This is a genomic window from Vibrio hannami, assembly GCF_029589055.1.
Lineage (GTDB): Bacteria > Pseudomonadota > Gammaproteobacteria > Enterobacterales > Vibrionaceae > Vibrio > Vibrio hannami.
The window spans coordinates 728,165-750,948 of the sequence record NZ_JARQZP010000007.1 but is presented as its reverse complement, the minus strand read 5'-3'; the positions used below and the strand labels follow the sequence as shown (position 1 = coordinate 750,948).

The following is a 22,784-nucleotide window of genomic DNA, read 5'->3' as shown; positions in this document are numbered from 1 at the left end:
ATCATTGTCTAATTTTTGAATATGGGTTTATTCTACGGGATACCACTTTTGGGCTACTGATCCCAATCAAGTTCTGGAAACATCCTGTTTCCTTTGCTCTTCTGATCAAATTAATCTCTTCACTAAACCAATCTCAAATTGTATTGTCTCAAGTACATTGTTCTGTAATAAGAATCTTTTAAAGGTAAGAGTCGTGTTTAGTTCTTTTTTTCCAAACCCCAAATGGTTTTTTCTTAGTTTTGTTCTTTGGGCTCTATTATGTGTTGTGGGTTGGTACACAACCATCGAAGACCTGGGGCACTATTTCAGCCTTGCGCATCTTGTAGGTATTGAGTATCCGTCAGCTTTGCCTGTCGACGCGACAGATGCACTGAAAGCAGAGTTTCAGCTAGCAACCGAAACCGCAAATAACGCCTGGTTGTACCAATTTATGACGCTATGCTATGCGGTGTTTATTGGTGCATGGATGTATCTGGGCGGGCAAAAATGGGCGAAGTGGTCTGTTTCAGGCTCTGCCCTGATAGTATTTATCACCTGGTTCCAGGTTGAAGTCAGCGTTATGCTGAACGAATGGTATGGCGACTTTTATAACCTAATTCAAAAAGCGCTGACCGCTCCGAACAGTATTACTCTGTCTGAATTCTACTCGGAACTTTCAACAGTGATGATCCTGCTTATGGTTGCCATCATGGTCGCGGTTGGTAACTCCTTCTTTGTCAGCCACTTTGTTTTCCGCTGGCGTACTGCGATGACAGAATACTACACATCGAAGTGGGAGCATGTTCGTCATGTTGAAGGCGCGGCGCAGCGTATTCAGGAAGATACCATGCGCTTTGCAACCATTATGGAGACGTTAGGCGTTAAGTTCCTGAACTCGGTGATGACTCTAATGGCATTTCTACCGATTCTTTGGGGGCTTTCTGGCTATGTCACAGCGCTGCCAATCGTTGGTGAAGTGCCACAAGCTCTGGTTTTCGTCGCCATTCTATGGTCGATTTTCGGTACTGTTTTGCTGGCGTTTGCAGGTATCAAACTACCGGGGCTGGAATTTAATAACCAGAAGGTCGAAGCGGCGTATCGTAAGGAGCTGGTATATGGAGAGGATCATGAAGACAGAGCGCACCCGCTAACGTTAGAAGAGCTTTTTGGTAATGTTCGCCAGAACTACTTCAAGCTTTACCTGCACTACGTGTACTTCAATGTGATTCGTTATGGCTACCTTCAGTTCGGAGCGTTTATTCCGTTTATCGCATTAGCACCCTCTATTGTGGCGGGAGCTTTTACATTAGGTGTAATGCAGCGCATCATGAACGCCTTCGGTCAGGTTGAAAATTCTTTTCAGTACTTAATCAACTCATGGACCACTATTGTAGAGCTGATGTCCATCTATAAACGTCTGAAAGCATTTGAAAATATCTATAAAGAGAAAGCATTGGAGATGAAGGAAGCTGAAGAATTAGGTTAAAAAATTACAACACTCCCTCTAATTAAGAATGTTTTTGCAACAATAATGTTCATTCAAACATTCTAATTAGAGGGCGGTAGATCTGCTAACCTGTTAGAAAAATAAAATTATAAATAGGGTCTATTGCCCTTACCCTTACACTAACAGGATAACGTGATGCAAAAGCAGGAACTTTACCAGGACTTTATTAGCAAAGCTGCTGAATTTATACCTGAAAAACGAATCATTACAGACTACCTTCGCAAGCTTGCCTACGGCACCGACGCGAGCTTCTATCGCTTGATTCCACAAGTCATTGTACAAGTCGCCAATGAAGAAGAAATCATTCGCCTGATGACTTTGGCCAGCGATCTTAAGTTGCCTATCACTTTCAGAGGATCAGGCACCAGCTTATCAGGGCAAACCATCACCGACTCTATTCTTCTTTCTCTTACTCCTGACTGGAAAGACTATGAAGTTCTAGAAGGCGGTAAGCAGATTCGAATGCAACCTGGTGTGTTGGGTGGAGACGCAAACCGTTATCTTGCTCCTTTTGATTATCAACTCGCTCCTATGCCAGCTTCAATAGATGCGGCGTCTGTTGGTGGTATAGCCATTAACAACGCTGCTGGTATGAACTCGATGGACACCTACGGTGTGATGGAGTCGGCAAGGATTGTGTTCCTGGACGGAACGGTACTTGATACTGGCTCTGAATCAAGCCGTGATGCGTTTAGAAAAAGCCACGCAACCATGATTGCGGAGATTGAAGCGTTATCGAATGATCTGCGCAGTAATGAAGAGCTTGCTAAGAGAATTCTTCGTAAGTACGAAATCAAGAACACCACTGGTTATGGTCTGCGCTCACTGCTCGAGTGGGACGACCCAATCGATATGATTTCTCACCTTTTGATTGGTTCAGAAGGCACCCTTGGATTTATCTCTGAGATAACCCACAACACCATTCGCAAATATCCACTGAAAGCTTCTGCGTTTATTGTATTCCCGGACATACGTACTGCCAGTGTTGCGGTTACACGTTTTAAACTGAACAAAACACCAGTTTCTGCCGCAGAGATGATCGACTACTTTGCAATGAAAGCCGTTCAGCATATGGATGGTGTACCCGATTACATTGCGGACGTACCAGAAGGTGCAACTGCTATTCTGGTGCAGGCCGAAGCGGATGAACAGGAAGAACTAGAAAGCCATATCGCGACTATCTTGTCGGAAATAGACGACCTTGAACTGGTTGTTCCGGCAAGCTTTACCGATAAACCAGAGGAGTACGGTGCCTACTGGAACATCCGTAAAGGTATCTTCCCGGCGGTAGGCGCAACTCGCCCTAAAGGCACAACAGCACTGATTGAAGATGTCGCCTTCCCTATTGAAACCTTGGCTGATGCGCTGTCCGACCTGCAAAATCTGATGCAGGATTATGGCTATGACGACGGGGTTATTTACGGTCACGCTCTGGACGGAAACCTGCACTTTATCTTCTCTCAGGGTTTTGGTAGCTCAGAAGAGATTGCACGATACGAACGCTTTATCGATGACGTATGTGACATAGTAGTAGATAAATACGATGGTTCTCTGAAAGCCGAACATGGCACTGGGCGTAACATGGCTCCATTTGTACAAAAAGAATGGGGTGATGAAGCGTATGCGGCAATGCTGAAAATCAAACAGATTTTCGACCCAGAATGCATACTAAACCCGGATGTAATGATCACCAAAAACGCGAAGCTCCACATTAGCAACCTTAAACCAATGGAAGCGGTTAGCGACATTGTTGACCAGTGTATCGAATGTGGATTCTGTGAGCGCATGTGTCCTTCCCGCAACCTGACACTAAGCCCGAGACAACGTATTATCGGTAAGCGTGAGTTAGCTCTTCTGGATGGTGAAAACCATGATACGTTTGCCGATGAATACGACTATATGGCTATCGATACCTGTGCTGGCTGTGGACTATGTTCAACTGTATGTCCTGTTGGTATCAATACCGGAGACCTTGTCAGACAGCTACGCCATGATCGCCATGCAAGCAAAGAGAATGTATCGAAATGGATTGCAAATCATTTCGGTACGGTCGCCGGAGCTGCAAAAACAGCATTCGGCGTTGCTAACGTAAGCCACGGCATCTTAGGCAGCAAAGCAATGGGCGCGGTCACACGTACAGCCAGAAAGATCTCGGGTAACAAGATAGGTTACTGGAGTCCTGAAATGCCAACCGCTGCACCTAAGATTATTGTTCCTGAGAAGCTAGGCGAGCCTAAATCAGGCTCAGAAGAGAAGCTAAAAGTTGTCTACCTTCCAAGTTGCTCAAGCCGTACTATGGGCCCGGCAAGGGGGGCCGAAGAGCAAACATCTCTGGTAGACAAAACCGAAAGCCTGCTCCGTAAGGCTGGTTTTGAAATTATCTACCCACAGGGGCTAAATGATCAGTGTTGTGGTATGCCATTTAAGAGTAAAGGTATGTTTAATCAGGCAGAAGCAAAAGCCATCGAAACCGTTAAGATGCTTCTGGAGGCGAGTAATTACGGCGAGATTCCTGTCTATTGTGATACCAGCCCGTGTACTATGCAGTTGAAAGATCACCTGGATGCACGCCTGAAACTTTATGAACCAGTAGAGTTTATCCACGAATATATGATGGATAAGCTAGAGTTCAGCCCAACAGACGAGAAGGTCGCACTACACATCACCTGCTCTGCTCGTCGTATGGGATTAGAACAAAAAATCACTGATGTCATGAATGCGTGTAGCAACAATGTGGTTGTGCCAGATCAGATTACATGTTGTGGTTTTGCCGGTGATAAAGGCTTTACTACACCGGAGCTGAATGAATCGGCATTAAGTACCCTGGCAGATCAGGTTGAAGGTTGTAACAGCGGTTACTCCACCAGCCGTACATGTGAAATCGGTCTTAGCCACCACTCCGGTATCGACTATCAATCGATTGTTTATTTGGTTGATCAGTGTACGCAGGCGAAAGCGGACTAAGCACCAAATCAACCATCGACAAAAGAACCAACAAAAAGCCCTCGTCTGTTTCAGGCGAGGGCTTTCTTAGTTTCATAGCAAGCAAGTATGAGCGATATCAGGCAACCTGTTCTTCTTTTTGTTTTTCGCCTTCCACCTTCTTAAACTCACGGGCAAAGTACACCAGTCCGTCTTTGTACTTCGTTACTTCAATATTATCGATTGCGACAAAGAACACAGTATGAGTACCAACCTCTGCGATATCAGAAATATGGCCTTCAAGACTTGCCAAACAACCGGAAAGTACAGGTACACCTTTATCATTTTTCTGCCATGCTGGATTAGCAAAACGCTCTTCCATCGTCATATCTGTCATTCCGGCAAAATCTAAAGACATCTGCTGATGCTCTGCTGCACACACATTGATACACACATGACCGTTAGTTTTCATAATCTCATTGGATGCACTTTTACGGTTCACACAAACCATTACTGTTGCTGGTGAATCCGTTACGGAGCAGACAGCTGTCGCAGTCAGGCCAACCGTGCCAGCTTCGCCACCAGTAGTAATAATATTAACTGCAGCTGCCAGGTTCGCCATTGCATCTCTGAATAAAGGTTGGTTAGACATTTTGTTATCCCTCACTGTTAATGTGATGTTAATTTTCCACATAACAACCACTATTGAACATAGACGAAAAAATGGAACACTTGTACTTTTCATTGACCAATCAAATTTCAAAGAACTATTTAATTTCATAGCCTAAACGTATAGCCATTGCACTTATCAACGCCAAACTTGCACTAAACAAAGTGTGAAATTTTGCATACGGAGGAAATTTTGTGATCAAAGCCTCAATTTAGTTAATAAGTAAACAACTTTATCTCCCAACCTGCAGGAAAATTCCGCATAACCCTCTATTTTTATTACGTTTAAGTCAAATACATGCAAACAAAAAACTGCTGGCATTTAATTAATATGTTAATTATTATACTTAATATCTTAACTAGTTCGTTTGGCTTTTAACCAAATATGTAAACAGGAAGTTAATGACAGAGGAAGGTCACCTTATGCTATCGCCAGAACAAATAGAACATGCAGCGGAACAACTTTATATAGCCGAAAGAGAGCGTTGTCAGATCCCTGCTCTTACTTTGAAGTACCCAGAAATGAACATGGATGACGCATACGCTATCCAGAAGAAATGGGTAGAGCGCAAAATAGAAGAAGGTGCAGAAGTAAAAGGCTATAAGATCGGTTTAACATCCCGAGCGATGCAGATGGCTTCAAACATTGACCAGCCAGATTACGGCGTATTGCTTGATGATATGTTTTATGAAGATGGCGCACAGATCGTTGCAGACGATTTCCTTGATCCACGCATCGAGGTAGAACTGGCTTTTATTCTGAACAAACCACTTCAGGGCGAAGACATCACCATCTTTGATGTGCTAAATGCTACCGATTACGTTGTGCCAGCTTTGGAACTGATTGCTGCTCGCTGTCACCGAACTGACCCGGAAACAGGCTATACGCGTAAGGTATACGACACCATCTCGGACAACGCAGCCAATGGCGGAATCGTTATGGGCGGCCGCCCAATCAAACCAACTGAGCAAGATCTTCGCTGGGCTGGCGCAATGCTCTACCTCAACGGCCAAATAGAAGAAACCGGACTTGCTGCTGGTGTGCTTGGCCATCCTGCGAACGGCATTCGCTGGGTATGTAAGCGTTTTGCCCCTCACGGTATCGGATTAAAACCGGGACAGGTCATTTTAGCTGGGTCATTTACCAGACCAGTTGCAGTAAAAGCTGGCGACACTATTCATGCAGATTTCGGCCCACTGGGCGGAATCTCAGTCAAGTTTGTTTAAGGAGCCAGATATGACGACATTGCCTGAGAACAAGTTCAAAAAAGCACTAAAAGGCGACCAGCCATTATGGGGCTTATGGCTTGGCCTGCCAGACACTACATGCGCAGAAATTTGTGCTGGTGCGGGTTTCGACTGGCTTTTAATCGACGGAGAACACGCGCCGTTTGAGCTAAAAACCACCATGCACCACCTTCAGGCAATGGCTCCATACGATGTCTCTCCTATCGTCAGACCTGAAGACGGCAATGTCGCAACCATTAAGCGATTACTGGATGTCGGTGCTCAAACACTGTTAATCCCTATGGTGAACACAGCAGATCAAGCCAGAGAACTGGTTGGAGCGGTTCGATATCCGCCAGAAGGCATTCGCGGAATGGGCAGCTCTCTAGCCCGTGCTGCTCGCTGGAACAAGGTGCCAGAGTACCTAAAGAGAGCAAACGAAGAGATTTGTCTTCTGGTTCAGGTCGAAACTCTGGAAGCGATGGATAATCTTGAGGAGATTGTTCAGGTCGAGGGAGTGGACGGTGTCTTTATCGGCCCGTCGGATCTTTCAGGTGCAATGGGACACGTTGGCAACCCCGACCACCCGGAAGTCGCTGAGAAGATCGAATGGGGAATGTCGGTGATTAAGAAGTCAGGCAAAGCTTCCGGCATCTTGTCACTGAATCTGGAAAAAGCACAACACTACGCAGAATCTGGAACTAAGTTTGTTGGCGTTGGCGTCGACACTTTACTTCTGAGATTAGGAGCAGAACAGCTGGCGAATAAAGTAAAAAACAAAGGCCAGCAAACTCAGTCAGCATCGAGCGGATATTAACGCCCGCTTTAACAAAATAATTTATAAGCATTCAGGAAGGATTTCTGATGAATACAAACCAATTAGTAAAAGGAAAACTGGTCTGTGTCGCGCTCAACGACAAAGCACAGCTGGAAAACCTGAAAGAAACGTTTAACGAAAAACCGTATCTCAACGCACCAACGCAACCTGTGCTTTATTTTAAAACACACAACACCTGGTCGGTTGATGATGCGGATATTGACCTGCCTTCTGACTTTCAACCTCTTGTTGTTGGTGCCAGTATCGGCGTGGTTATCGGCCAGCGCTGCTGCCGCGTATCAAAAGAGAAAGCTCTTGAATCAGTTAGCGGCCTTACTCTGGTTCATGACTTCTCTCTTCCGGAGACCAGTTACTACCGCCCGGATATCAAAGGCAAATGCCTTGATGGCTCAGCGCCAATTGCACAAAACGCAGTACCATTATCTGATATTTCTTCTGTTAGCAAACTTTCAGTAGAAACTTCAGTGAATGGCACGTCACAACGTAACCTAAAAGTAAGCGACCTTGAGCGAAGCATAGAGCAGCTGATAAGCACCATTTCGCACATTATGACATTAGAAGAAGGTGACGTAATTGCAGTTGGCTTCCCTGGAGAGCGAGTCCCACTGAATCCAGGTGACAAAGTGAGCTCTAACCTTATATGCCTAACAAATAGTCTTCTTACATTAAACAACCAGGTCAAGGGAGAGTAATAATGAAAACAGCACGTGTACTCTTTCAGGAAAAGACTTACGACATCACAATCAACCAGAACAACGAGCTGGTGACAAACGATGGTCAAACCCTAAACGAAAACGAAGTGACCTGGCTTAGCCCGGTTGAGAATCCGGGAACCATTTTTGCTCTGGGTCTTAACTATGCAGACCACGCATCTGAGCTGGCGTTCGAGCCACCAAAAGAGCCACTGGTATTTATCAAAGGAGCCAACACACTAACGGGTCATAAAGAAAACTCGTACCGCCCGGATGATATCGAATTTATGCACTACGAGTGCGAGCTTGTAGCGGTGATTGGTAAAGAAGGCAAAAACATCTCTCGCGAAAATGCGCTGGACTACGTTGAGGGTTACACCATCTGTAACGACTTCGCGATTCGCGATTACCTTGAAAACTACTACCGCCCTAACCTGCGGGTGAAAAGCCGGGATTCACTCTGCCCTATCGGCCCGTGGATTGTATCTAAAGACGAGCTACCAGATATCAGCAACCTGAAGCTGGAAACCAAAGTGAATGGAGAAGTGACTCAGCAAGGTACAACCGCAGATATGATTTTTGATGTGCCGTTTTTAATCGAATATCTGAGCAAAATCATGACACTGAAGCCGGGTGACATGATAGCTACCGGAACGCCGAAAGGGCTTAAAGATATGCAGCCGGGCGATGTGGTTCACTGCTCAATCGAAGGTGTCGGTACTTTGGAAACACACATGGTATCGGAACAAGAATATTACGGAACAGATTATTAACAAAGGATGGGATTATGAGTCAGGAACTTCAGAACAATATTGATAAAGCGTCAACCTACCTTGCCCGTTTTAAGGAAAATACGCTGGGTCATTACATCAATGGCGAATGGACACTAGGCAGCGAAGGTGTCACTTTTGACAATACGTCTCCAACTGACAGCCAGTCTCTTGGGCAAGTAGTAAAAGCAACCAAAGAAGATGTAGATGCAGCATGTCTTGCTGCACAAGCCGCACAAAAAGAATGGGCTGCGATGAGCGGTGCGAAACGCAAAGCAATCCTTCACAAACTTGCGGATAAAATCGAAGCGCGCGCCGAAGAGATCGCAATGGTCGAGTCTTCAGACTGTGGTCAGCCGCTACGCTTTATGCGTCAGGCTGCGGTTCGCGGTGCAGCAAACTTCCGATTCTTTGCAGACAAAGCGCCTGAAGCTCGCAATGGCCTGGCTCTTCAGCAAGATCAGCACACCAACTTTACCGTTCGTTCTCCAATCGGCCCTGTGGCGGTGATTACACCATGGAACACACCTTTCATGCTTTCAACATGGAAGATAGCTCCTGCATTAGCCGCTGGTTGTACTGTGGTTCACAAACCTGCTGAGTTCAGCCCGCTCTCTGCGGCTATCCTTGCGGAATGTGCACAAGAAGCAGGCCTTCCACCGGGTGTGTGGAACATGATTAACGGCTTTGGTGAAGTGGCAGGTAAAGAACTGACTCAGCACGATGCCATCAAAGCAATCGCCTTTGTCGGTGAAACCTTGACAGGCTCAATGATTCAGAAGCAAGCGGCAGACACACTAAAACGCGCTCACTTTGAGCTTGGTGGTAAGAACCCGGTTATCGTATTTGACGATGCCGACTTCGACCGAGCACTGGATGCAGTTGTCTTTATGATATACAGCCTGAACGGCCAACGCTGCACCAGCTCAAGCCGCCTTCTTATTCAGTCTGGCATTAAAGATAAATTTATCGCTGCACTGAAAGAGCGTGTTGCCAATATCAAAGTGGGCCACCCACTAGACCCGGAAACCGAAGTTGGCCCACTGGTACACAAAACTCACTATGAGAAAGTACTTAGCTACGTAACAGCCGCTCAGGAAGATGGCGCAACGGTTGCGGTTGGCGGCGAGAAGATTACCGACCTTTATGACGGTAACTTCCTGACTCCAACTCTGTTTACTGAGGCAGACAACACAATGCGTATCGCTCGTGAAGAGATCTTTGGCCCAGTCCTAACCGCCATAGAGTTCGACACCGAAGAACAGGCAGTAGAAATTGCCAATGACACTGATTATGGCCTTGCCGCTTACATCTGGACGAAAGACACAGGCCGCTCACTAAGAATGGCGCACAGTGTTGAAGCAGGTATGGTTTGGGTGAACTCTGAAAACAACCGTAATCTTCCATCACCATTTGGCGGCGTGAAGATGTCTGGTATTGGCCGTGACGGCGGAGACTGGAGCTTTGATTTCTATATGGAAACCAAGAACGTTTGTATCGCCTTTGATACTCATACGGTTCCTGTCTTAGGTAAGTAGATAAATAGGTAGATAGTAGAAAGAGCCGGGAAAATTAACTCCCTTTCGATCCCGGTTCTTCTTTTTCCAGCCGTATTAAGGAAGAGAAATAAGGAAGTGAGATGCCTCATTTGATTGTTGAATACTCTGCCAATATTGAAGATGAACTGGATGTACCAGAACTGCTGAAAGTCCTGAATGAAACCGCCGTCTCAACTGGTGTGTTTCCACTAGGAGGAATCCGCAGCCGTGCAATCCGCTGTGAACACTTTCGTGTGGCGGAAGGTGATCCGGAAAACGCTTTTATTCATCTCACCACAAAAGTTGGTAATGGCCGCCCTGAAGAGGTTTTAAAACAGGCCGGAGACACCATCTTTGAGGCATTTACCAACTTCCTGGACCCAATTTTTAACAGGCGTTACCTGAGTATCGGTTTTGAACTGACCGAACTGCATCCAACGCTGAATTACAAAAAGAACAATATCCACGAGAAGCTGAAAGCTAAACGTTGAATTAATCTGATAACTGACAAGGAGAGGCACAATGGGTGAACTTGTTGTTGCTGCAAAAATTACACATGTACCTACCATGATTATGTCCGAGGATCCGGAAAGCAAACTTCATGGTTGTCGCCAACATGCCATTGACGGGCATAAAGAGATCGCCAAAATCGCAAGAGAGAAGAATGTCGATACCGTGGTTGTTCTCGACACTCACTGGCTGATAAACGCCGGCTACCACATCAATGCAAATAATCACTTTGAAGGCCTGTTCACCAGTAACGAGTTCCCTCATTTTATTAAAGACCTTCCGTATCAATACGAAGGCAATCCACAACTGGGCAACCTGATTGCAGACGTAGCAACAGAAAAAGGGGTATTTACCCTATCGCATCAGGTAGATTCACTTGCATTGGAATATGGCACACTTGTTCCGATGCGCTTTATGAATGAAGACAAGCAGTTCAAAGTCGTCTCTGTCGCTGCACTATGTACCGTTCATAGTCTTGAATCCTCACGCAAACTGGGTGAAGCGATCCGAGAAGCGATTGAAGCGAGTGATAGCCGCGTTATGCTTCTAGCGTCTGGTTCCCTTTCTCACCGAATCTGGCCGAACGAAGAGTACGCGGCAAACAACGGAACATTTACCATCTCGAAAGAGTTTAACCGCCAGATGGACATGCGCGTTCTTGAAATGTGGGAGAATGGTGAGATTGAAACCTTCCTGGAAATCCTGCCGGATTATGCTGAGAAGTGCGATGGTGAAGGTGGCATGCACGACACCGCAATGTTGTTTGGTGCATTAGGCTGGGACAAGTACAAAGGTAAGGGTCGCATTGTTAGCCCATACTTCCCAAGCTCTGGTACTGGTCAGGTTAACGTACTGTTTGATCTATAACGTGACACAATAATAAAAGATGAGCAGAGAAACCCTTCTTACCCTGTTTTTGATATTGATGGCGATGGTTAGCCCTGTCGCTCTCAATATCGTTGCGCCAATCATGCCAACACTGGCAGAAGAGTTCTCTGCATCCAGTAACGTTATTCAACTCAGCTTTACCCTCTATCTTGCCACCCTCGCCATCGGGCAACTGTTTGGTGGCCCTATTGCTGACCGTTGGGGAAAGCGCCCTATCCTTCTGGCTGGCTTTGGCTTGCACATTGCAGGTGGAGCTGTAGGAATTTTTGCCACCAGCGTAGAACTGATACTGCTTAGTCGTATTATGCAGGCCGCTGGCGGTTGTATCGGCATGATGCTGGCACGCAGTATTCTTGTTGACCTTTACCCTTCCGATAAAGCGGTGGAAAAACTCAGTTATATCACTATGGGTGTGGCAACTTCTCAGGCCATCGCACCAACGGTTGGTGGCGTTTCAGCCGAAATGTTAGGCTGGCATTCTGTTTTTTATCTGCCCATGCTAATGGCGTTTATCGTCTGGATTGGCGTATTTCTCCAATACCCTTTTTCATTGAAAGAAACCGGAGAAAGAAAAAAGCGCTCCTTCTTTGGAACCTATAAAACCCTACTGGCCAACAAGCTGTATATGAATCTGTCGGTATCCAGCACTCTGATCGCTTGTGGCTTTTTCTCTTTTGTCACATGCGCGCCATTTATCGCCGCGAGCAAAATTGGCTACGACCTTACGGCCTATGGATTCTGGTTCCTGTTCGTCGCACTTGGCTTTATGGCCGGAAGCTTCACCAGCGCGAGGCTCGCTGCGCGACTAACTCATTCCTCCATGGTGATCACCGGACACAGCCTGTCTCTGCTTGGCGCATTGCTGATGTTAGGTGGAATGCTCTTTTCAGAGATCACATTCGAATCTCTTTTTCTGACCATGGCGATGTTTACCTTTGGCCGGGGAATTAGTCAGCCTCACCTGCAATCACTATCTATCTCTGCAGTACCGGACAATCGCGCGTCCGCTTCTGGTCTGCTTGGTTTTATCCAATTACTACTTGGTGCAGCAATGGCTCAGCTTGTTGCTGCATCGGTTGAAAGTTTAGGTGCCACTTTGTTGCCAATTTATCTGGTTTTGTTTGGCATCATCTCATTGACACTCTATCTTTATAGCCACTATCAATTAATGAAGCCGGACGAAGATACCGCATTAACAAACAGCTGATGAGTTTAAGGAAGCGGCCGTTTACATAAGGAATAATCACAATGAAGCTCAACGACAACACTCTTTTCAGACAACAATGTTACTTATCCGGTCAGTGGGATGACGCTGACAACGGCAGTTGCACAGAAATCACTAACCCATTCGATGGCAGTGTTATCGGAACCGTGCCAAACCTGGGAGCAAAAGAGACCCTTCAGGCGATTGAAGACGCTCAGGTAGCATTCAAAACCTGGAAAAAAGAAACAGCCGAACATCGCTCTAAGATACTTCGCCGCTGGTACGAGTTAATGATGGAAAACGCCGATGATCTGGCAACCATTATGACCACAGAGCAAGGTAAACCTCATGCTGAAGCAAAAGGTGAAGTGGCCTACGCTGCCAGCTTTGTGGAATGGTTTGCAGAAGAAGCTCGTCGTGCCTATGGCGATATTATCCCTACGCACAAGGGCGACGCTCGTATTCTGGCAACTAAAGAGCCTATCGGTGTTGTCGCCGCAATTACACCATGGAACTTCCCGGCAGCGATGATCACCCGTAAATGTGGTCCTGCATTCGCGGCGGGTTGTCCGGTAATTCTAAAACCAGCACCTGAAACACCTTATACCGCTCTGGCACTGGCTGAACTTGGGGAGCGAGCAGGCCTGCCAAAGGGCTTGTTTAGCGTAATAACCGGCGATGCGATAGAAATAGGTAAAGTGTTAACCGAAAGCAAAGCGGTACGAAAACTCTCTTTCACTGGCTCCACCAACGTGGGCAAGATTCTGATGCAGCAGTCTGCCAGCACAGTGAAAAAACTCTCACTTGAACTCGGCGGCAATGCTCCTTTTATCGTATTTGACGATGCGGATATCGATGCGGCTGTAGACGGCGCTCTTATCGCTAAGTTCCGCAACGCAGGCCAAACTTGTGTCTGTGCCAACCGTATATTTGTTCAGGAAGGTGTTTACGATGAGTTTGCTCAAAAACTGACAGCAAAAGTAGCTGAGCTTAAGGTCGGCGACGGATTCGAGCCGGGAGTGAAGATTGGCCCTCTCGTGAACGATGCTGCCGTGAACAAGGTTAAACAACATATCGAAGATGCTTGTGCAAAAGGTGCTGAGGTTAAGTACGGTAAACTACCAGAAGAAGGAAGCCGCCTGTTCGTACCGCATGTCTTGACTGGAGTAACAGACGATATGCTGGTCGCATCGGAAGAGACATTCGGCCCTATGGCTCCGTTATTTAAATTCAAAACTGAAGATGAAGTGATTGAACGCGCTAACAACACCGAATTTGGCCTTTCTTCATACGTTTATACTCAATCCCTTGCTCGCGCCTGGAAAGTAGGTGAAGAGCTGGAAACCGGTATTGTCGGTATTAATGAAGGCATTATCTCTACTACCGTTGCCCCATTTGGTGGTGTGAAGGAGTCAGGCCTGGGACGTGAAGGTTCTTACATCGGCCTGGAAGAGTTCCTGGAAACCAAATATATGCTGATGGGTGGACTGAAGTAATATTCTCGTCTAGTTTTATTGGGCAGCATCATTTGGTGCTGCCTTTTTGTTATGTCCGTTACCGCTAACCACGAATAGAAAGGAAACGAAGATGAATCGCTCCGCAAAGTTTTGGGACAAACTCGCCAGGAAGTATTCCCAGATGCCCATTAAAGATGAAGAGAACTATCAGAAGAAACTAGCTGAAACACAGGCCTATTTTTCTCCCGACTCCCGTGTTCTCGAGTTCGGTTGTGGTACGGGTTCAACGGCCATAGCACATGCACCGCACGTAAATCATATCGACGCCATTGATATCTCAGAAAACATGATAAATATTGGGCGTGAAAAAGCGAAAGAAGCCGATATAGAAAACGTTTCTTTTCATCAGGGTACGCTCGAACAGTTTAACGCTGACTCTTCAACTATGGATGCGGTATTAGCACTTAATGTTGTTCACCTTCTTCCAGACAGACTCGCTGCAATGAACGAGAGTAACCGAATCCTAAAATCCGGTGGTGTATTTATCACAAGTGCGGTTTGCCTAGGTGCCTCACACTATCGATTTATCAAATGGGTAGCACCTATCGGTAAGCTTTTAGGATTATTGCCGGATATAAAGGTTATGACGGTACAAGAGCTAAATAACGAACTGGCACAGGCCGGCTTTACTATTGAAAGTCAGTGGCAGCATGGCCCCCAAGATATCAGTGTGTTCACTATCGCGCGTAAGATGGCATAACAAAGCAAATAATTCGTCTTATCAAAAATAAATAATACAAATATGCATTCACCTCAGATATAATTTTCCGGTACTTATCCGTTGCTGAAATTTGAATTGCTGCTCTGTTTCAATAACTCCTGAACGACAGTAAATTGATAGGGGAAGGCAGCCCCGCTTAGTAATGATTTAAGAACGGTTTAGGGGAGACGTTAATTCGTCTCCCCTTCTTCCTTTAGTTATCTCTTTTCTTATCCAACCTCTTCTATCGTTAAAGTCAGATATCCACGGTTGTTAGCGTAAAACGCCCAGGCATCGTTGGCATAGCAATATAGATAACCCGACTTTTCTACTTTGTGAGTGTTGTGTTCACCAATCATAAAGGACTCCATTGAAGCAACCGTTCCATCAAGCTTCGGATTAGCTCCATTGGCAATCGCGCCCACGAGACAAAACCAGGGGTATTCATCATGTCGTTTACTGCCAACAAAATTAGCGTTTTCTCTGCCCAGTAATTCATGGAATACGGTGTTTTCAACCTTCCCTATAAGCGTACCAAAAGTTCTTAAGATCTCTTGAGCGTTAAACGCTTCCCCGCCTTCTCCCTTAGGGCCACAGGCTATGGTTGAATCGGCCCATGCCCCTTCTGCACTAAATCGATACTCCTTACCTGCTTCAAGGTAAATGCCTATCCAGTTATATTGATGGCGGGCATAGATATCTATAACCAGCTTTTCGCCCGGTAATAGTGTTCTGATATTCAAATACTGCCCCTGCTCTCTTGGCGGGTCATCGTGCCGAAGCAAAGCAGACACATGGTACTCATCTTCCCGGCTACGGATATTGGGAATTGTCCTTGGTACGGTAATCAGAGCTTTCATCACTCCTATGTGTGAATCGTGCAGCAACGCCTGATAATCCGGCTTGATTTGCTTAATCAGATTCTCATTCCAATTTATATCTGGCGCGGCTTTCTGTAATTCCTCTATCATCCACATTAGCGCACCGTCAGAAAGACCGTTCTGCTTGTACCCTCCGCCTACATCGCTATGCACGCCAGGAAACCATTTCTGAAGCAAGTCAGAAGTAGTGTTGTTGCTATCTTTTTCCCAGAGAGTTGGCGCAAAGCTGCCTCTACGTTCATCAATGGCTAGCGCCTGACGGGCAAAACTTACCGATGGACTCAGTGTTGTGTCATGGAAAGCGTAGTGTTTTGGATCATCAAACAGATCAAGCAGAGCCTTATCGTCGGGAATACCAAGCGCACCAACCGTGTCCCATACACCGATAAAAAACACCTTGTCTGAATCTGGATAGAAACGAATATTCATATCCAGCGATAAAAGCATCTCTCTAGAGCCCTTCTCCCGGTATCCTTTTGAGTAAATCTCGCTGACAACTTCTTCCCTCTCCGTCGCATCACAAACAGAAAAATCAGCCAGACCATACCGACAGATCATTCCCGCTAAACTTCGAGCAGAAAATGCGCCTCGGCTAAAACCGAAAAGAAAGATTCTGTCTCCAGAACGATATTTATCGCTAAGCCACTGGTAGCAATCCCGAATGTCTTCACTAATACCTATACCGAGAGCCCCACCAAGCACTTTATCGAAGATACCGCCTGTACCTACTCCCGACTGATAACGAGTTTCCTGCTCTCCGGGGATAGCTTGCAGACAATTAAATATCTGCCTCACATTTGTCGGTACTGGCTCTCCATTGTCTTTGTTATCTTCTGCATTCCATGTACCGTCGCAACATACAAGTAAGTTAGCCATAACTGTTGTCCTTTTTCTGTATAGCTATCTTGAACATAGTCAGCCATCAGAATTTAGGTGTGAAGCATAGCCAAAAACAAAGATTTATATTAATCTTACGCCGTCCGAATAAGGACAACCTTTTATTTTGAAATTCTCAGGGCGGGGCGAAATTCCCCACCGGCGGTATGTTCCTAATAATTAACTTAGCGAATGAGCCCGCGAGCGCTCGATTTATCGAGGTCAGCAGATCTGGTGAGATGCCAGAGCCGACGGTTATAGTCCGGATGAGAGAGAATGGAAACACACCAGACTTACGGCGGTTCTGCGCCCGAAAACTGGTGCTTTTTGCTTTGTGTTTTTTCCCTCAAGAAACTGCCCTGATTCTGGTATTAATTAATTGGAGTAAACCATGAATCAGACCTCACTACTTGCCGAATTTGGCGACCCAATCACTCGCGTTGAAAAAGCTCTGGCTGCACTAAAGCAAGGTCACGGCGTAATGCTATTAGATGATGAAGACCGCGAAAATGAAGGCGATATCATCTATTCAGCCGAGCATCTTACACCGCAACAAATGGCCTTAATGATTCGCGAATGCAGCGGCATTGTTTGCTTGTGCCTAACCGATGAGCAGGCAAACCAGCTAGATTTGCCTCCTATGGTTATAAATAACAATAGCCAAAACCAGACAGCGTTTACTGTGTCTATCGAAGCCAAAGAAGGTGTAACAACCGGCGTTTCGGCAAAAGACCGCTGTACAACAGTGAAAACAGCAATCCAGCCAGATGCAAAGCCAAACGATCTTGCCCGCCCTGGTCATGTTTTCCCGCTACGTGCTCGCCCTGGTGGTGTTCTTGAGCGTCGTGGCCATACTGAAGGCACTGTCGATCTAATGAAGCTATCAGGGCTTATGCCTGCTGGTTTGCTTTGTGAGCTAACCAACCCGGACGGCACAATGGCAAAAACACCAGAAATCGTCACGTTCGCAAAAGCGCATGATATGCCAGTTCTAACCATTGAGGATATCGCCTTTTACCGCAACCAGGTTATGAAGAAAACGGCTTAAAAGTAGCTTAAACAGCTATTTAATGAGCAGTTAAACCTTAAAGTGGCGTTTTTCTATGATTTGCCCTTGACCTAAGCCATAAGAATCATTAAATTAGCGCCTCGTTGCCCAACGTGGTAACGAAAACAATTTGGTGAGGTGTCCGAGTGGCTGAAGGAGCACGCCTGGAAAGTGTGTATACGGCAACGTATCGAGGGTTCGAATCCCTCCCTCACCGCCATATTATCGAATCAAGACGTCCTGGGACGTCTTTTTTTGTGCCTGGAATACTATAAAATCAATAAGTTATCGTCCGGTATAGTTCATCTTCGACCAGTACTATCCGCGACATTAAGTAATATTATTTCCACCCAATATTACTTTCCCCTTATATCAGTATTACTTTTTAGAAGAAATATCTTCCTCTTATACCACTTTTTTCAAGCACCCTACCCTTCACAAGCAATCCATAACCATCTGATATATAATGAAATTGCTACCAAAAGTAATATTCAGACCATTTCATACCCACCACCAAAAGTACTGAAAAATTAGTATTACTTTGCTAGGTAAAATGAATACGTAACAAGTGGCTTTGGAAATCGTATTCGAGTGGTACCTTGTATAAATGACCTGAGTAGAGACGCAAATCTAATTGCTCGTTTGCTCTGCAGTCATCTAGTTATTTAGGCAACTTGAAGGAACTACTTATGAATGAATCCTTAATAGGACCGTTTCTATTAATTAGCTACGCAGTAATGACTATGCTTTGCGCGGTGATCATTGGTAGAGTAACTGCCCGACTTATAGCCACTAATACAAGTTCGAAACGAAAATGGTTGCTTTTAAGTATGTTGATAACTGTCTTCATCGCCAGCGGGGCATTAAGCGCATGCGTTGTTTCTCATTATTCAAAAGACGTCATACACGCAGATGATCTAGTCCTACTAGTTTTGATGATACAAATATCAACTATTGCCTTGCTTGGGCTAATAGAAAGGAAAGGCGCCAATAACATTTAGTTCCTCAGGAAAAACAGTAACTTTGTTAGCTACTAAACAAAATTGGCTTATAAATTTACCGTATATTCGAACTATGCCAATGTTTTAAAAGACAAATATTCTATCAGCCCCTCTTCACATGATAGTTTTTCACTGCAATTGAGTAATTTTTATCACCACAGGATATTATCAATATGAAACGTCTCGGCTTATTATTCATTTTATCTACTATATTATCCGGTTGTTCTTCAACTAGTATCTCACCAAAAACAGAAGTTAAGCCCGTCCCTTTCAGTGAAGAAAATAGCCTAGCATTAAATATCGCTAACCAAACTTTTCTGACACAGCCATATAAATGGGGCTTAGAAACTTATAGCAGTCCTCTAAGAGATTTTTCTGACCAAGAAATAAGCTCCATTGAGAAAGCATTTAGCGATCAGCGAGCTTCTGTATCATTTGCACATGCAGCATTTTCACTTGTCACTCACGACTTCACTGGTGCTGCGATACACGCAACAGGTGGCACCCTAGAAACAATGTTCATCAGCGATCATATTGCTACACAACCAGCTTGGCTCGTCGCAGTAGACGCTACCAAATATAGTGATGGAATAGAAGCCAACATAGCAGCTAACGAGCTCATCAAAAGCGCAATACTAGAGACCTTACGAGATAAGGGTAATGTTCTCACTGAAATAGTGATAACCCCAGAAGGAAAAGCAACATTCGGAGGGAAAATATATAAAAAGACTGCTTACGCTCTCGGTGAAGATAAGTTGACAATATTTGGCCTATGGAACGATGATTTCGAACTCGAAAACGGTATGCAACTAGGCCGAACAAACCTTATTAATGCAGAGTCTCAATACGTAAAAGTTTGGGATAGCCAGTCCTTTGGCCTCGGCTCTATCTATCTCTTTTTGGATGGAAAAATTAAAGGTTATGAAGGTATGAATGGCTGGGAGCAATACGCTAAAGATGTGACAGCTAGGTTGCCCGAAGGTTTTTCTTACTACATGCCCCCCCTTCCTAAAACCAGATTGACCACTGTTGACCGTGTAGAAGACTGGCAATGTTCCAAGTGCAGAGAAAGTCAGGGGTACACTGTCACGAGTATCCTGATTCCGCATATCTACACGCAAGGACAAAAGTACGAGTTTAGAACCAAAGACTAAATATATAGAGGTTATCATTGAACCAGATGAAAGCATGAGGATACTGGGTTTTCCAGATAACAATTTAATAGAAGCACTACGAAAATAACTCGATAAGTTAGTTGATCAATTAGCAAGGGAATAAAAATGTCAGAGGCAGGAAGGTTATTTGAGCAATCGATTACAGATGCAGAGGAAATGCTTGTTCGTTTTGATGTAGAAAAAGATAAGCAGCAAGGTCCAAATGCTGAATCCCTGAAAAGAGCTGGTATGGTGCTCGCGCTGGCTTCCTGGGAAACATACGTTAAGGATCGATTTAAAGAAGAAATCAATGTATGGCTTTTGTCGGTGAAGGGTAGTCAGTTAGGTAACTTTGTACAAAAGCGCGTTGATGAGGACTTAAAGCGTTTTTTTAACCCTAATACAGATAAGACAAAGCAACTATTCAAAACGTACTTTGACGTTGATGTGACAGAAAGCTGGAAGTGGGATAACTATCACCCACCTCAAGCTAAAAAAGTACTTAACGAGTTTATATCTAAGCGTGGAGATGCAGCCCATCAGGCTAATACATTAAATCGTCAGAGCCACTTGATAAAAAGAGATGAGTTAGAGAAAGCGATACGATTTCTAAAAGGATTAGTGCGTGCAATGGAAAAAGTAACAATAGCAAAATAGTTTACTTTAACAACATATTTTGACCACACGTAAGGGGATAGCTTTTTTAACACAACTAACAGCATCCCCAAACGCTGTAATACCCGACTAAAATCTTGACTCCAACCACTTTAAAATCATATCGGCGTATATGACGAACAACCCTAAAATCATCCCAGCGCAACCAATAAATAACAATACCGGATTCATGACTCACCTCCGTTGGTCTTACGAAACCAATAAACAATGTAGCTTAAAAAGACAGTCTCGATTAAAAGAATGAGCGTTGGGATCCACAACCACAAAGCCCCCTCACCTACCGTCAACTCGATGAACATAACAAAGATCACTACACCTGATATTTTCAATGGTGTAAAACCTTCATCTTTTACATTTTGCATATTCCACCCTCATCACGATTAAGACTACATTATATTTCCCTTTCCAAATAACCAAACTTACTAAATTAACGAATATACAGCATTAGTCCCAATATCTTATATACGTAAATATTTTCGATAAAAAATTCACTCGATTGTGCTTGGTCAGAAAATATTACATTTGGCATTACTATCCATAATCCGTAATTGACTAAACACCATCCATCTATTTTCCGTCAGATGTTAAATTATCTGCATGCTGGTGTCCGAATAGAACACTACGGCTACCTAAATGAAAATGCTTACATCTATTTTTACGCTATTAGCCACAAAACAGGTCATCCATTTTTTCCAAACACGACGAATTTAGTAAAACCATTGCCTATATTGTAAACAAAAATCATTAACTGTTAACTCCTCACCTCAGCATAATAACCAGCACACACGCAATATATATCAAAGCATTACAACAAAATCCAAATGCCTAAATAGCAAGTCCCAACTCTCAATCAACATGTCAAGTGTTATTTTTATGTTACAAACTTTGGAAATTTAATTAGCTGTGTATCGTATTTAGTAGGCGACTAAATAAGGAGACGACATGGCTGCACAAACTCGTGGAAGACCAAGGCACAAATTATCAGCAATGCAGGTAAAGAAGGTTATGCCTAGAGATAAAAGTTACAGATTGTCTGATGGCGGTAATCTATACCTGCTCATAAAACCTAATGGAGCGAAAACATGGGAGTTCAGATACATAAGAAGCACTACGGGGAAACCGTCAAATTTAGGGTTGGGCTCGTACCCTGATGTTAGCTAGATTGAAGCGAGGGAAAAAGCACACGAATTTCGCAAATTAGTTTCTGCAGGGGTTGATCTCAAAATAATGAGAATTCAACAGAAAGCTTCCATACGAGAAGAAAACTCTAACACATTATACGTAGTCGCAGTCATGTGGAGAGATTCTAAGAAAAACCGATTGAAGTTAAAAACACTCCTAGGAAATTGGAGAAAGTTAGAGCTTCATGCATTTCCGGTTTTGAAGGATATTCCGATAACTCAATTAACAGCTCCCATGGCGATCGAAGCACTTAGACCTTTAGAAAGAGCAGGTCACCTTGAAACCGTTAAACGTACAGCACAACTGATGAACGAGATAATGAATTACGCGGTGAACTATGGATTACTCCAAGCAAATCCACTAGTAGGAATCAGAGAAGTATTTCAAAAACCCCAACCAAATCATATGGCTGCTCTTCAACCACATGAAATCAAAGAGCTACTACAAAGAGTTTCTATGGCAAATATTCAGCTTGTTACGCGATGCGCAATTGAATGGCAATTACACACCATGACAAGGCCGAGTGAAGCCGTGGGAGCTAGATGGGCAGAGATTAATTTGGAGAGAAATACATGGATGATCCCAGATACAAGGATGAAGATGGCTCGACCACATGAGATCCCACTAACTAAGCAGACACTCAGTATATTGGAAGTGATGAAACCAATTAGTGGACATCGAGTATTTGTCTTTCCTTCGCCGAGAGACCCTAAGAAACACCTGGACTCAGAAACCCCAAATAAGGCTCTTGGGAAAATGGGATTTTCTGGGAGGACTACTGCACATGGATTGCGTTCATTAGCTTCAACTACTTTACATGAGCAAGGCTTCAATACGGCAGTTATCGAAGCAGCTCTATCACATTCAGATACAAATAAAATTCGAGCCGCATATAACAGAACAACATACCTAAATGAAAGGAGGGAGCTAATGGAATGGTGGAGCAATTACATATACGAACGCTCTTTCGGCAATTTTTCTATTGTAAAGATGAACAAGGATTAGA

At 44.6% G+C, this 22,784-nt stretch carries 18 protein-coding genes, 1 tRNA gene, 1 pseudogene and 1 riboswitch; of the genes and pseudogenes, 17 read left to right on the top strand and 3 right to left on the bottom strand.

Annotated elements, in window-relative coordinates; translation table 11 throughout:
• Positions 1-193 precede the first annotated feature (193 nt).
• Entirely contained in the window at positions 194-1,465 is a 1,272-nt protein-coding gene (gene sbmA / locus P7F88_RS17850; RefSeq protein WP_277826896.1) for a peptide antibiotic transporter SbmA, read from the top strand.
• Positions 1,466-1,621: 156 nt separating this feature from the next.
• The gene (locus P7F88_RS17845) at positions 1,622-4,450 is read left to right on the top strand and encodes an FAD-binding and (Fe-S)-binding domain-containing protein (protein ID WP_277826894.1); all 2,829 of its coding nucleotides are present in this window, start codon (positions 1,622-1,624) and stop codon (positions 4,448-4,450) included.
• Between the two features lie 97 nt (positions 4,451-4,547).
• Here P7F88_RS17845 and hpaC read toward each other — a convergent pair whose 3' ends face one another.
• Positions 4,548-5,060, bottom strand: coding sequence for a 4-hydroxyphenylacetate 3-monooxygenase, reductase component (gene hpaC, locus P7F88_RS17840; RefSeq protein ID WP_277826892.1), 513 nt, complete (start codon positions 5,058-5,060; stop codon positions 4,548-4,550).
• A 419-nt stretch (positions 5,061-5,479) separates the two neighbouring features.
• Between hpaC and hpaH the strand changes: the two genes are divergently transcribed.
• The 10 genes from hpaH (at position 5,480) to P7F88_RS17790 (ending at position 14,961) form a co-directional block, all read left to right on the top strand.
• Positions 5,480-6,304, top strand: a complete 825-nt coding sequence (gene hpaH / locus P7F88_RS17835; RefSeq protein WP_277826890.1) for a 2-oxo-hept-4-ene-1,7-dioate hydratase — start codon at positions 5,480-5,482, stop codon at positions 6,302-6,304.
• A gap of 10 nt (positions 6,305-6,314) precedes the next feature.
• On the top strand, positions 6,315-7,121 hold the full coding sequence (gene hpaI, locus P7F88_RS17830) for a 4-hydroxy-2-oxoheptanedioate aldolase (RefSeq protein ID WP_277826888.1): 807 nt from the start codon (positions 6,315-6,317) through the stop codon (positions 7,119-7,121).
• 47 nt (positions 7,122-7,168) lie between these two features.
• Positions 7,169-7,834, top strand: a complete 666-nt coding sequence (locus tag P7F88_RS17825; RefSeq protein WP_277826885.1) for a fumarylacetoacetate hydrolase family protein — start codon at positions 7,169-7,171, stop codon at positions 7,832-7,834.
• Between the two features lie 2 nt (positions 7,835-7,836).
• Positions 7,837-8,607: a fumarylacetoacetate hydrolase family protein gene (locus P7F88_RS17820; RefSeq protein ID WP_277826883.1), complete on the top strand. Its 771-nt coding sequence runs from the start codon at positions 7,837-7,839 to the stop codon at positions 8,605-8,607.
• A 14-nt stretch (positions 8,608-8,621) separates the two neighbouring features.
• Positions 8,622-10,142 carry a 5-carboxymethyl-2-hydroxymuconate semialdehyde dehydrogenase gene (gene hpaE / locus P7F88_RS17815; protein WP_277826881.1) on the top strand — a complete coding sequence of 507 codons (1,521 nt, stop codon included), beginning with the start codon at positions 8,622-8,624 and terminating at the stop codon, positions 10,140-10,142.
• 101 nt (positions 10,143-10,243) lie between these two features.
• Positions 10,244-10,633: a 5-carboxymethyl-2-hydroxymuconate Delta-isomerase gene (locus tag P7F88_RS17810; protein ID WP_277826879.1), complete on the top strand. Its 390-nt coding sequence runs from the start codon at positions 10,244-10,246 to the stop codon at positions 10,631-10,633.
• A 31-nt stretch (positions 10,634-10,664) separates the two neighbouring features.
• Positions 10,665-11,519, top strand: a complete 855-nt coding sequence (hpaD, locus tag P7F88_RS17805; RefSeq protein WP_277826877.1) for a 3,4-dihydroxyphenylacetate 2,3-dioxygenase — start codon at positions 10,665-10,667, stop codon at positions 11,517-11,519.
• 19 nt (positions 11,520-11,538) lie between these two features.
• Complete coding sequence (locus P7F88_RS17800; RefSeq protein ID WP_277826875.1) at positions 11,539-12,747, top strand: multidrug effflux MFS transporter; 1,209 nt, start codon at positions 11,539-11,541, stop codon at positions 12,745-12,747.
• Between the two features lie 41 nt (positions 12,748-12,788).
• Positions 12,789-14,240, top strand: coding sequence for an NAD-dependent succinate-semialdehyde dehydrogenase (locus P7F88_RS17795; RefSeq protein ID WP_277826873.1), 1,452 nt, complete (start codon positions 12,789-12,791; stop codon positions 14,238-14,240).
• 91 nt (positions 14,241-14,331) lie between these two features.
• Positions 14,332-14,961, top strand: coding sequence for a class I SAM-dependent methyltransferase (locus tag P7F88_RS17790; protein WP_277826871.1), 630 nt, complete (start codon positions 14,332-14,334; stop codon positions 14,959-14,961).
• 230 nt (positions 14,962-15,191) lie between these two features.
• On the opposite strand, the gene P7F88_RS17785 is transcribed toward P7F88_RS17790, so the two are convergent.
• Complete coding sequence (locus P7F88_RS17785) at positions 15,192-16,718, bottom strand: DUF2235 domain-containing protein (RefSeq protein WP_277826870.1); 1,527 nt, start codon at positions 16,716-16,718, stop codon at positions 15,192-15,194.
• Between the two features lie 128 nt (positions 16,719-16,846).
• Positions 16,847-17,000, top strand: a riboswitch (FMN riboswitch).
• 109 nt (positions 17,001-17,109) lie between these two features.
• Here P7F88_RS17785 and ribB point away from each other — a divergent pair.
• The 4 genes from ribB to P7F88_RS17765 all read left to right on the top strand — a co-directional run bounded on the left by ribB (position 17,110) and on the right by P7F88_RS17765 (position 20,578).
• Entirely contained in the window at positions 17,110-17,766 is a 657-nt protein-coding gene (gene ribB / locus P7F88_RS17780; RefSeq protein WP_277826868.1) for a 3,4-dihydroxy-2-butanone-4-phosphate synthase, read from the top strand.
• 132 nt (positions 17,767-17,898) lie between these two features.
• Positions 17,899-17,986: transfer RNA gene (locus tag P7F88_RS17775), tRNA-Ser, on the top strand.
• A gap of 954 nt (positions 17,987-18,940) precedes the next feature.
• The gene (locus tag P7F88_RS17770; RefSeq protein WP_277826866.1) at positions 18,941-19,921 is read left to right on the top strand and encodes a hypothetical protein; all 981 of its coding nucleotides are present in this window, start codon (positions 18,941-18,943) and stop codon (positions 19,919-19,921) included.
• 126 nt (positions 19,922-20,047) lie between these two features.
• Positions 20,048-20,578, top strand: a complete 531-nt coding sequence (locus P7F88_RS17765; RefSeq protein ID WP_277826864.1) for a HEPN domain-containing protein — start codon at positions 20,048-20,050, stop codon at positions 20,576-20,578.
• Positions 20,579-20,763: 185 nt separating this feature from the next.
• Here P7F88_RS17765 and P7F88_RS17760 read toward each other — a convergent pair whose 3' ends face one another.
• The gene (locus P7F88_RS17760) at positions 20,764-20,958 is read right to left on the bottom strand and encodes a hypothetical protein (protein WP_277826862.1); all 195 of its coding nucleotides are present in this window, start codon (positions 20,956-20,958) and stop codon (positions 20,764-20,766) included.
• A 580-nt stretch (positions 20,959-21,538) separates the two neighbouring features.
• Here P7F88_RS17760 and P7F88_RS17755 point away from each other — a divergent pair.
• Positions 21,539-22,783: pseudogene (locus tag P7F88_RS17755) on the top strand (tyrosine-type recombinase/integrase).
• Position 22,784: the final 1 nt, after the last annotated feature.

What these genes read in the sequence shown, in the direction of transcription:
- P7F88_RS17800 (WP_277826875.1), top strand. Translation starts at nt 11,539, where the DNA reads ATGAGCAGAGAAACCCTTCTTACCCTGTTTTTGATATTGATGGCGATG.
- P7F88_RS17770 (WP_277826866.1), top strand. Translation starts at nt 18,941, where the DNA reads ATGAAACGTCTCGGCTTATTATTCATTTTATCTACTATATTATCCGGT.
- P7F88_RS17825 (WP_277826885.1), top strand. Translation starts at nt 7,169, where the DNA reads ATGAATACAAACCAATTAGTAAAAGGAAAACTGGTCTGTGTCGCGCTC.
- ribB (WP_277826868.1), top strand. Translation starts at nt 17,110, where the DNA reads ATGAATCAGACCTCACTACTTGCCGAATTTGGCGACCCAATCACTCGC.
- hpaI (WP_277826888.1), top strand. Translation starts at nt 6,315, where the DNA reads ATGACGACATTGCCTGAGAACAAGTTCAAAAAAGCACTAAAAGGCGAC.
- hpaD (WP_277826877.1), top strand. Translation starts at nt 10,665, where the DNA reads ATGGGTGAACTTGTTGTTGCTGCAAAAATTACACATGTACCTACCATG.
- P7F88_RS17845 (WP_277826894.1), top strand. Translation starts at nt 1,622, where the DNA reads ATGCAAAAGCAGGAACTTTACCAGGACTTTATTAGCAAAGCTGCTGAA.
- P7F88_RS17810 (WP_277826879.1), top strand. Translation starts at nt 10,244, where the DNA reads ATGCCTCATTTGATTGTTGAATACTCTGCCAATATTGAAGATGAACTG.
- P7F88_RS17795 (WP_277826873.1), top strand. Translation starts at nt 12,789, where the DNA reads ATGAAGCTCAACGACAACACTCTTTTCAGACAACAATGTTACTTATCC.
- hpaH (WP_277826890.1), top strand. Translation starts at nt 5,480, where the DNA reads ATGACAGAGGAAGGTCACCTTATGCTATCGCCAGAACAAATAGAACAT.
- P7F88_RS17790 (WP_277826871.1), top strand. Translation starts at nt 14,332, where the DNA reads ATGAATCGCTCCGCAAAGTTTTGGGACAAACTCGCCAGGAAGTATTCC.
- P7F88_RS17760 (WP_277826862.1), bottom strand. Translation starts at nt 20,958, where the DNA reads ATGCAAAATGTAAAAGATGAAGGTTTTACACCATTGAAAATATCAGGT.
- P7F88_RS17785 (WP_277826870.1), bottom strand. Translation starts at nt 16,718, where the DNA reads ATGGCTAACTTACTTGTATGTTGCGACGGTACATGGAATGCAGAAGAT.
- P7F88_RS17765 (WP_277826864.1), top strand. Translation starts at nt 20,048, where the DNA reads ATGTCAGAGGCAGGAAGGTTATTTGAGCAATCGATTACAGATGCAGAG.
- P7F88_RS17820 (WP_277826883.1), top strand. Translation starts at nt 7,837, where the DNA reads ATGAAAACAGCACGTGTACTCTTTCAGGAAAAGACTTACGACATCACA.
- hpaE (WP_277826881.1), top strand. Translation starts at nt 8,622, where the DNA reads ATGAGTCAGGAACTTCAGAACAATATTGATAAAGCGTCAACCTACCTT.
- hpaC (WP_277826892.1), bottom strand. Translation starts at nt 5,060, where the DNA reads ATGTCTAACCAACCTTTATTCAGAGATGCAATGGCGAACCTGGCAGCT.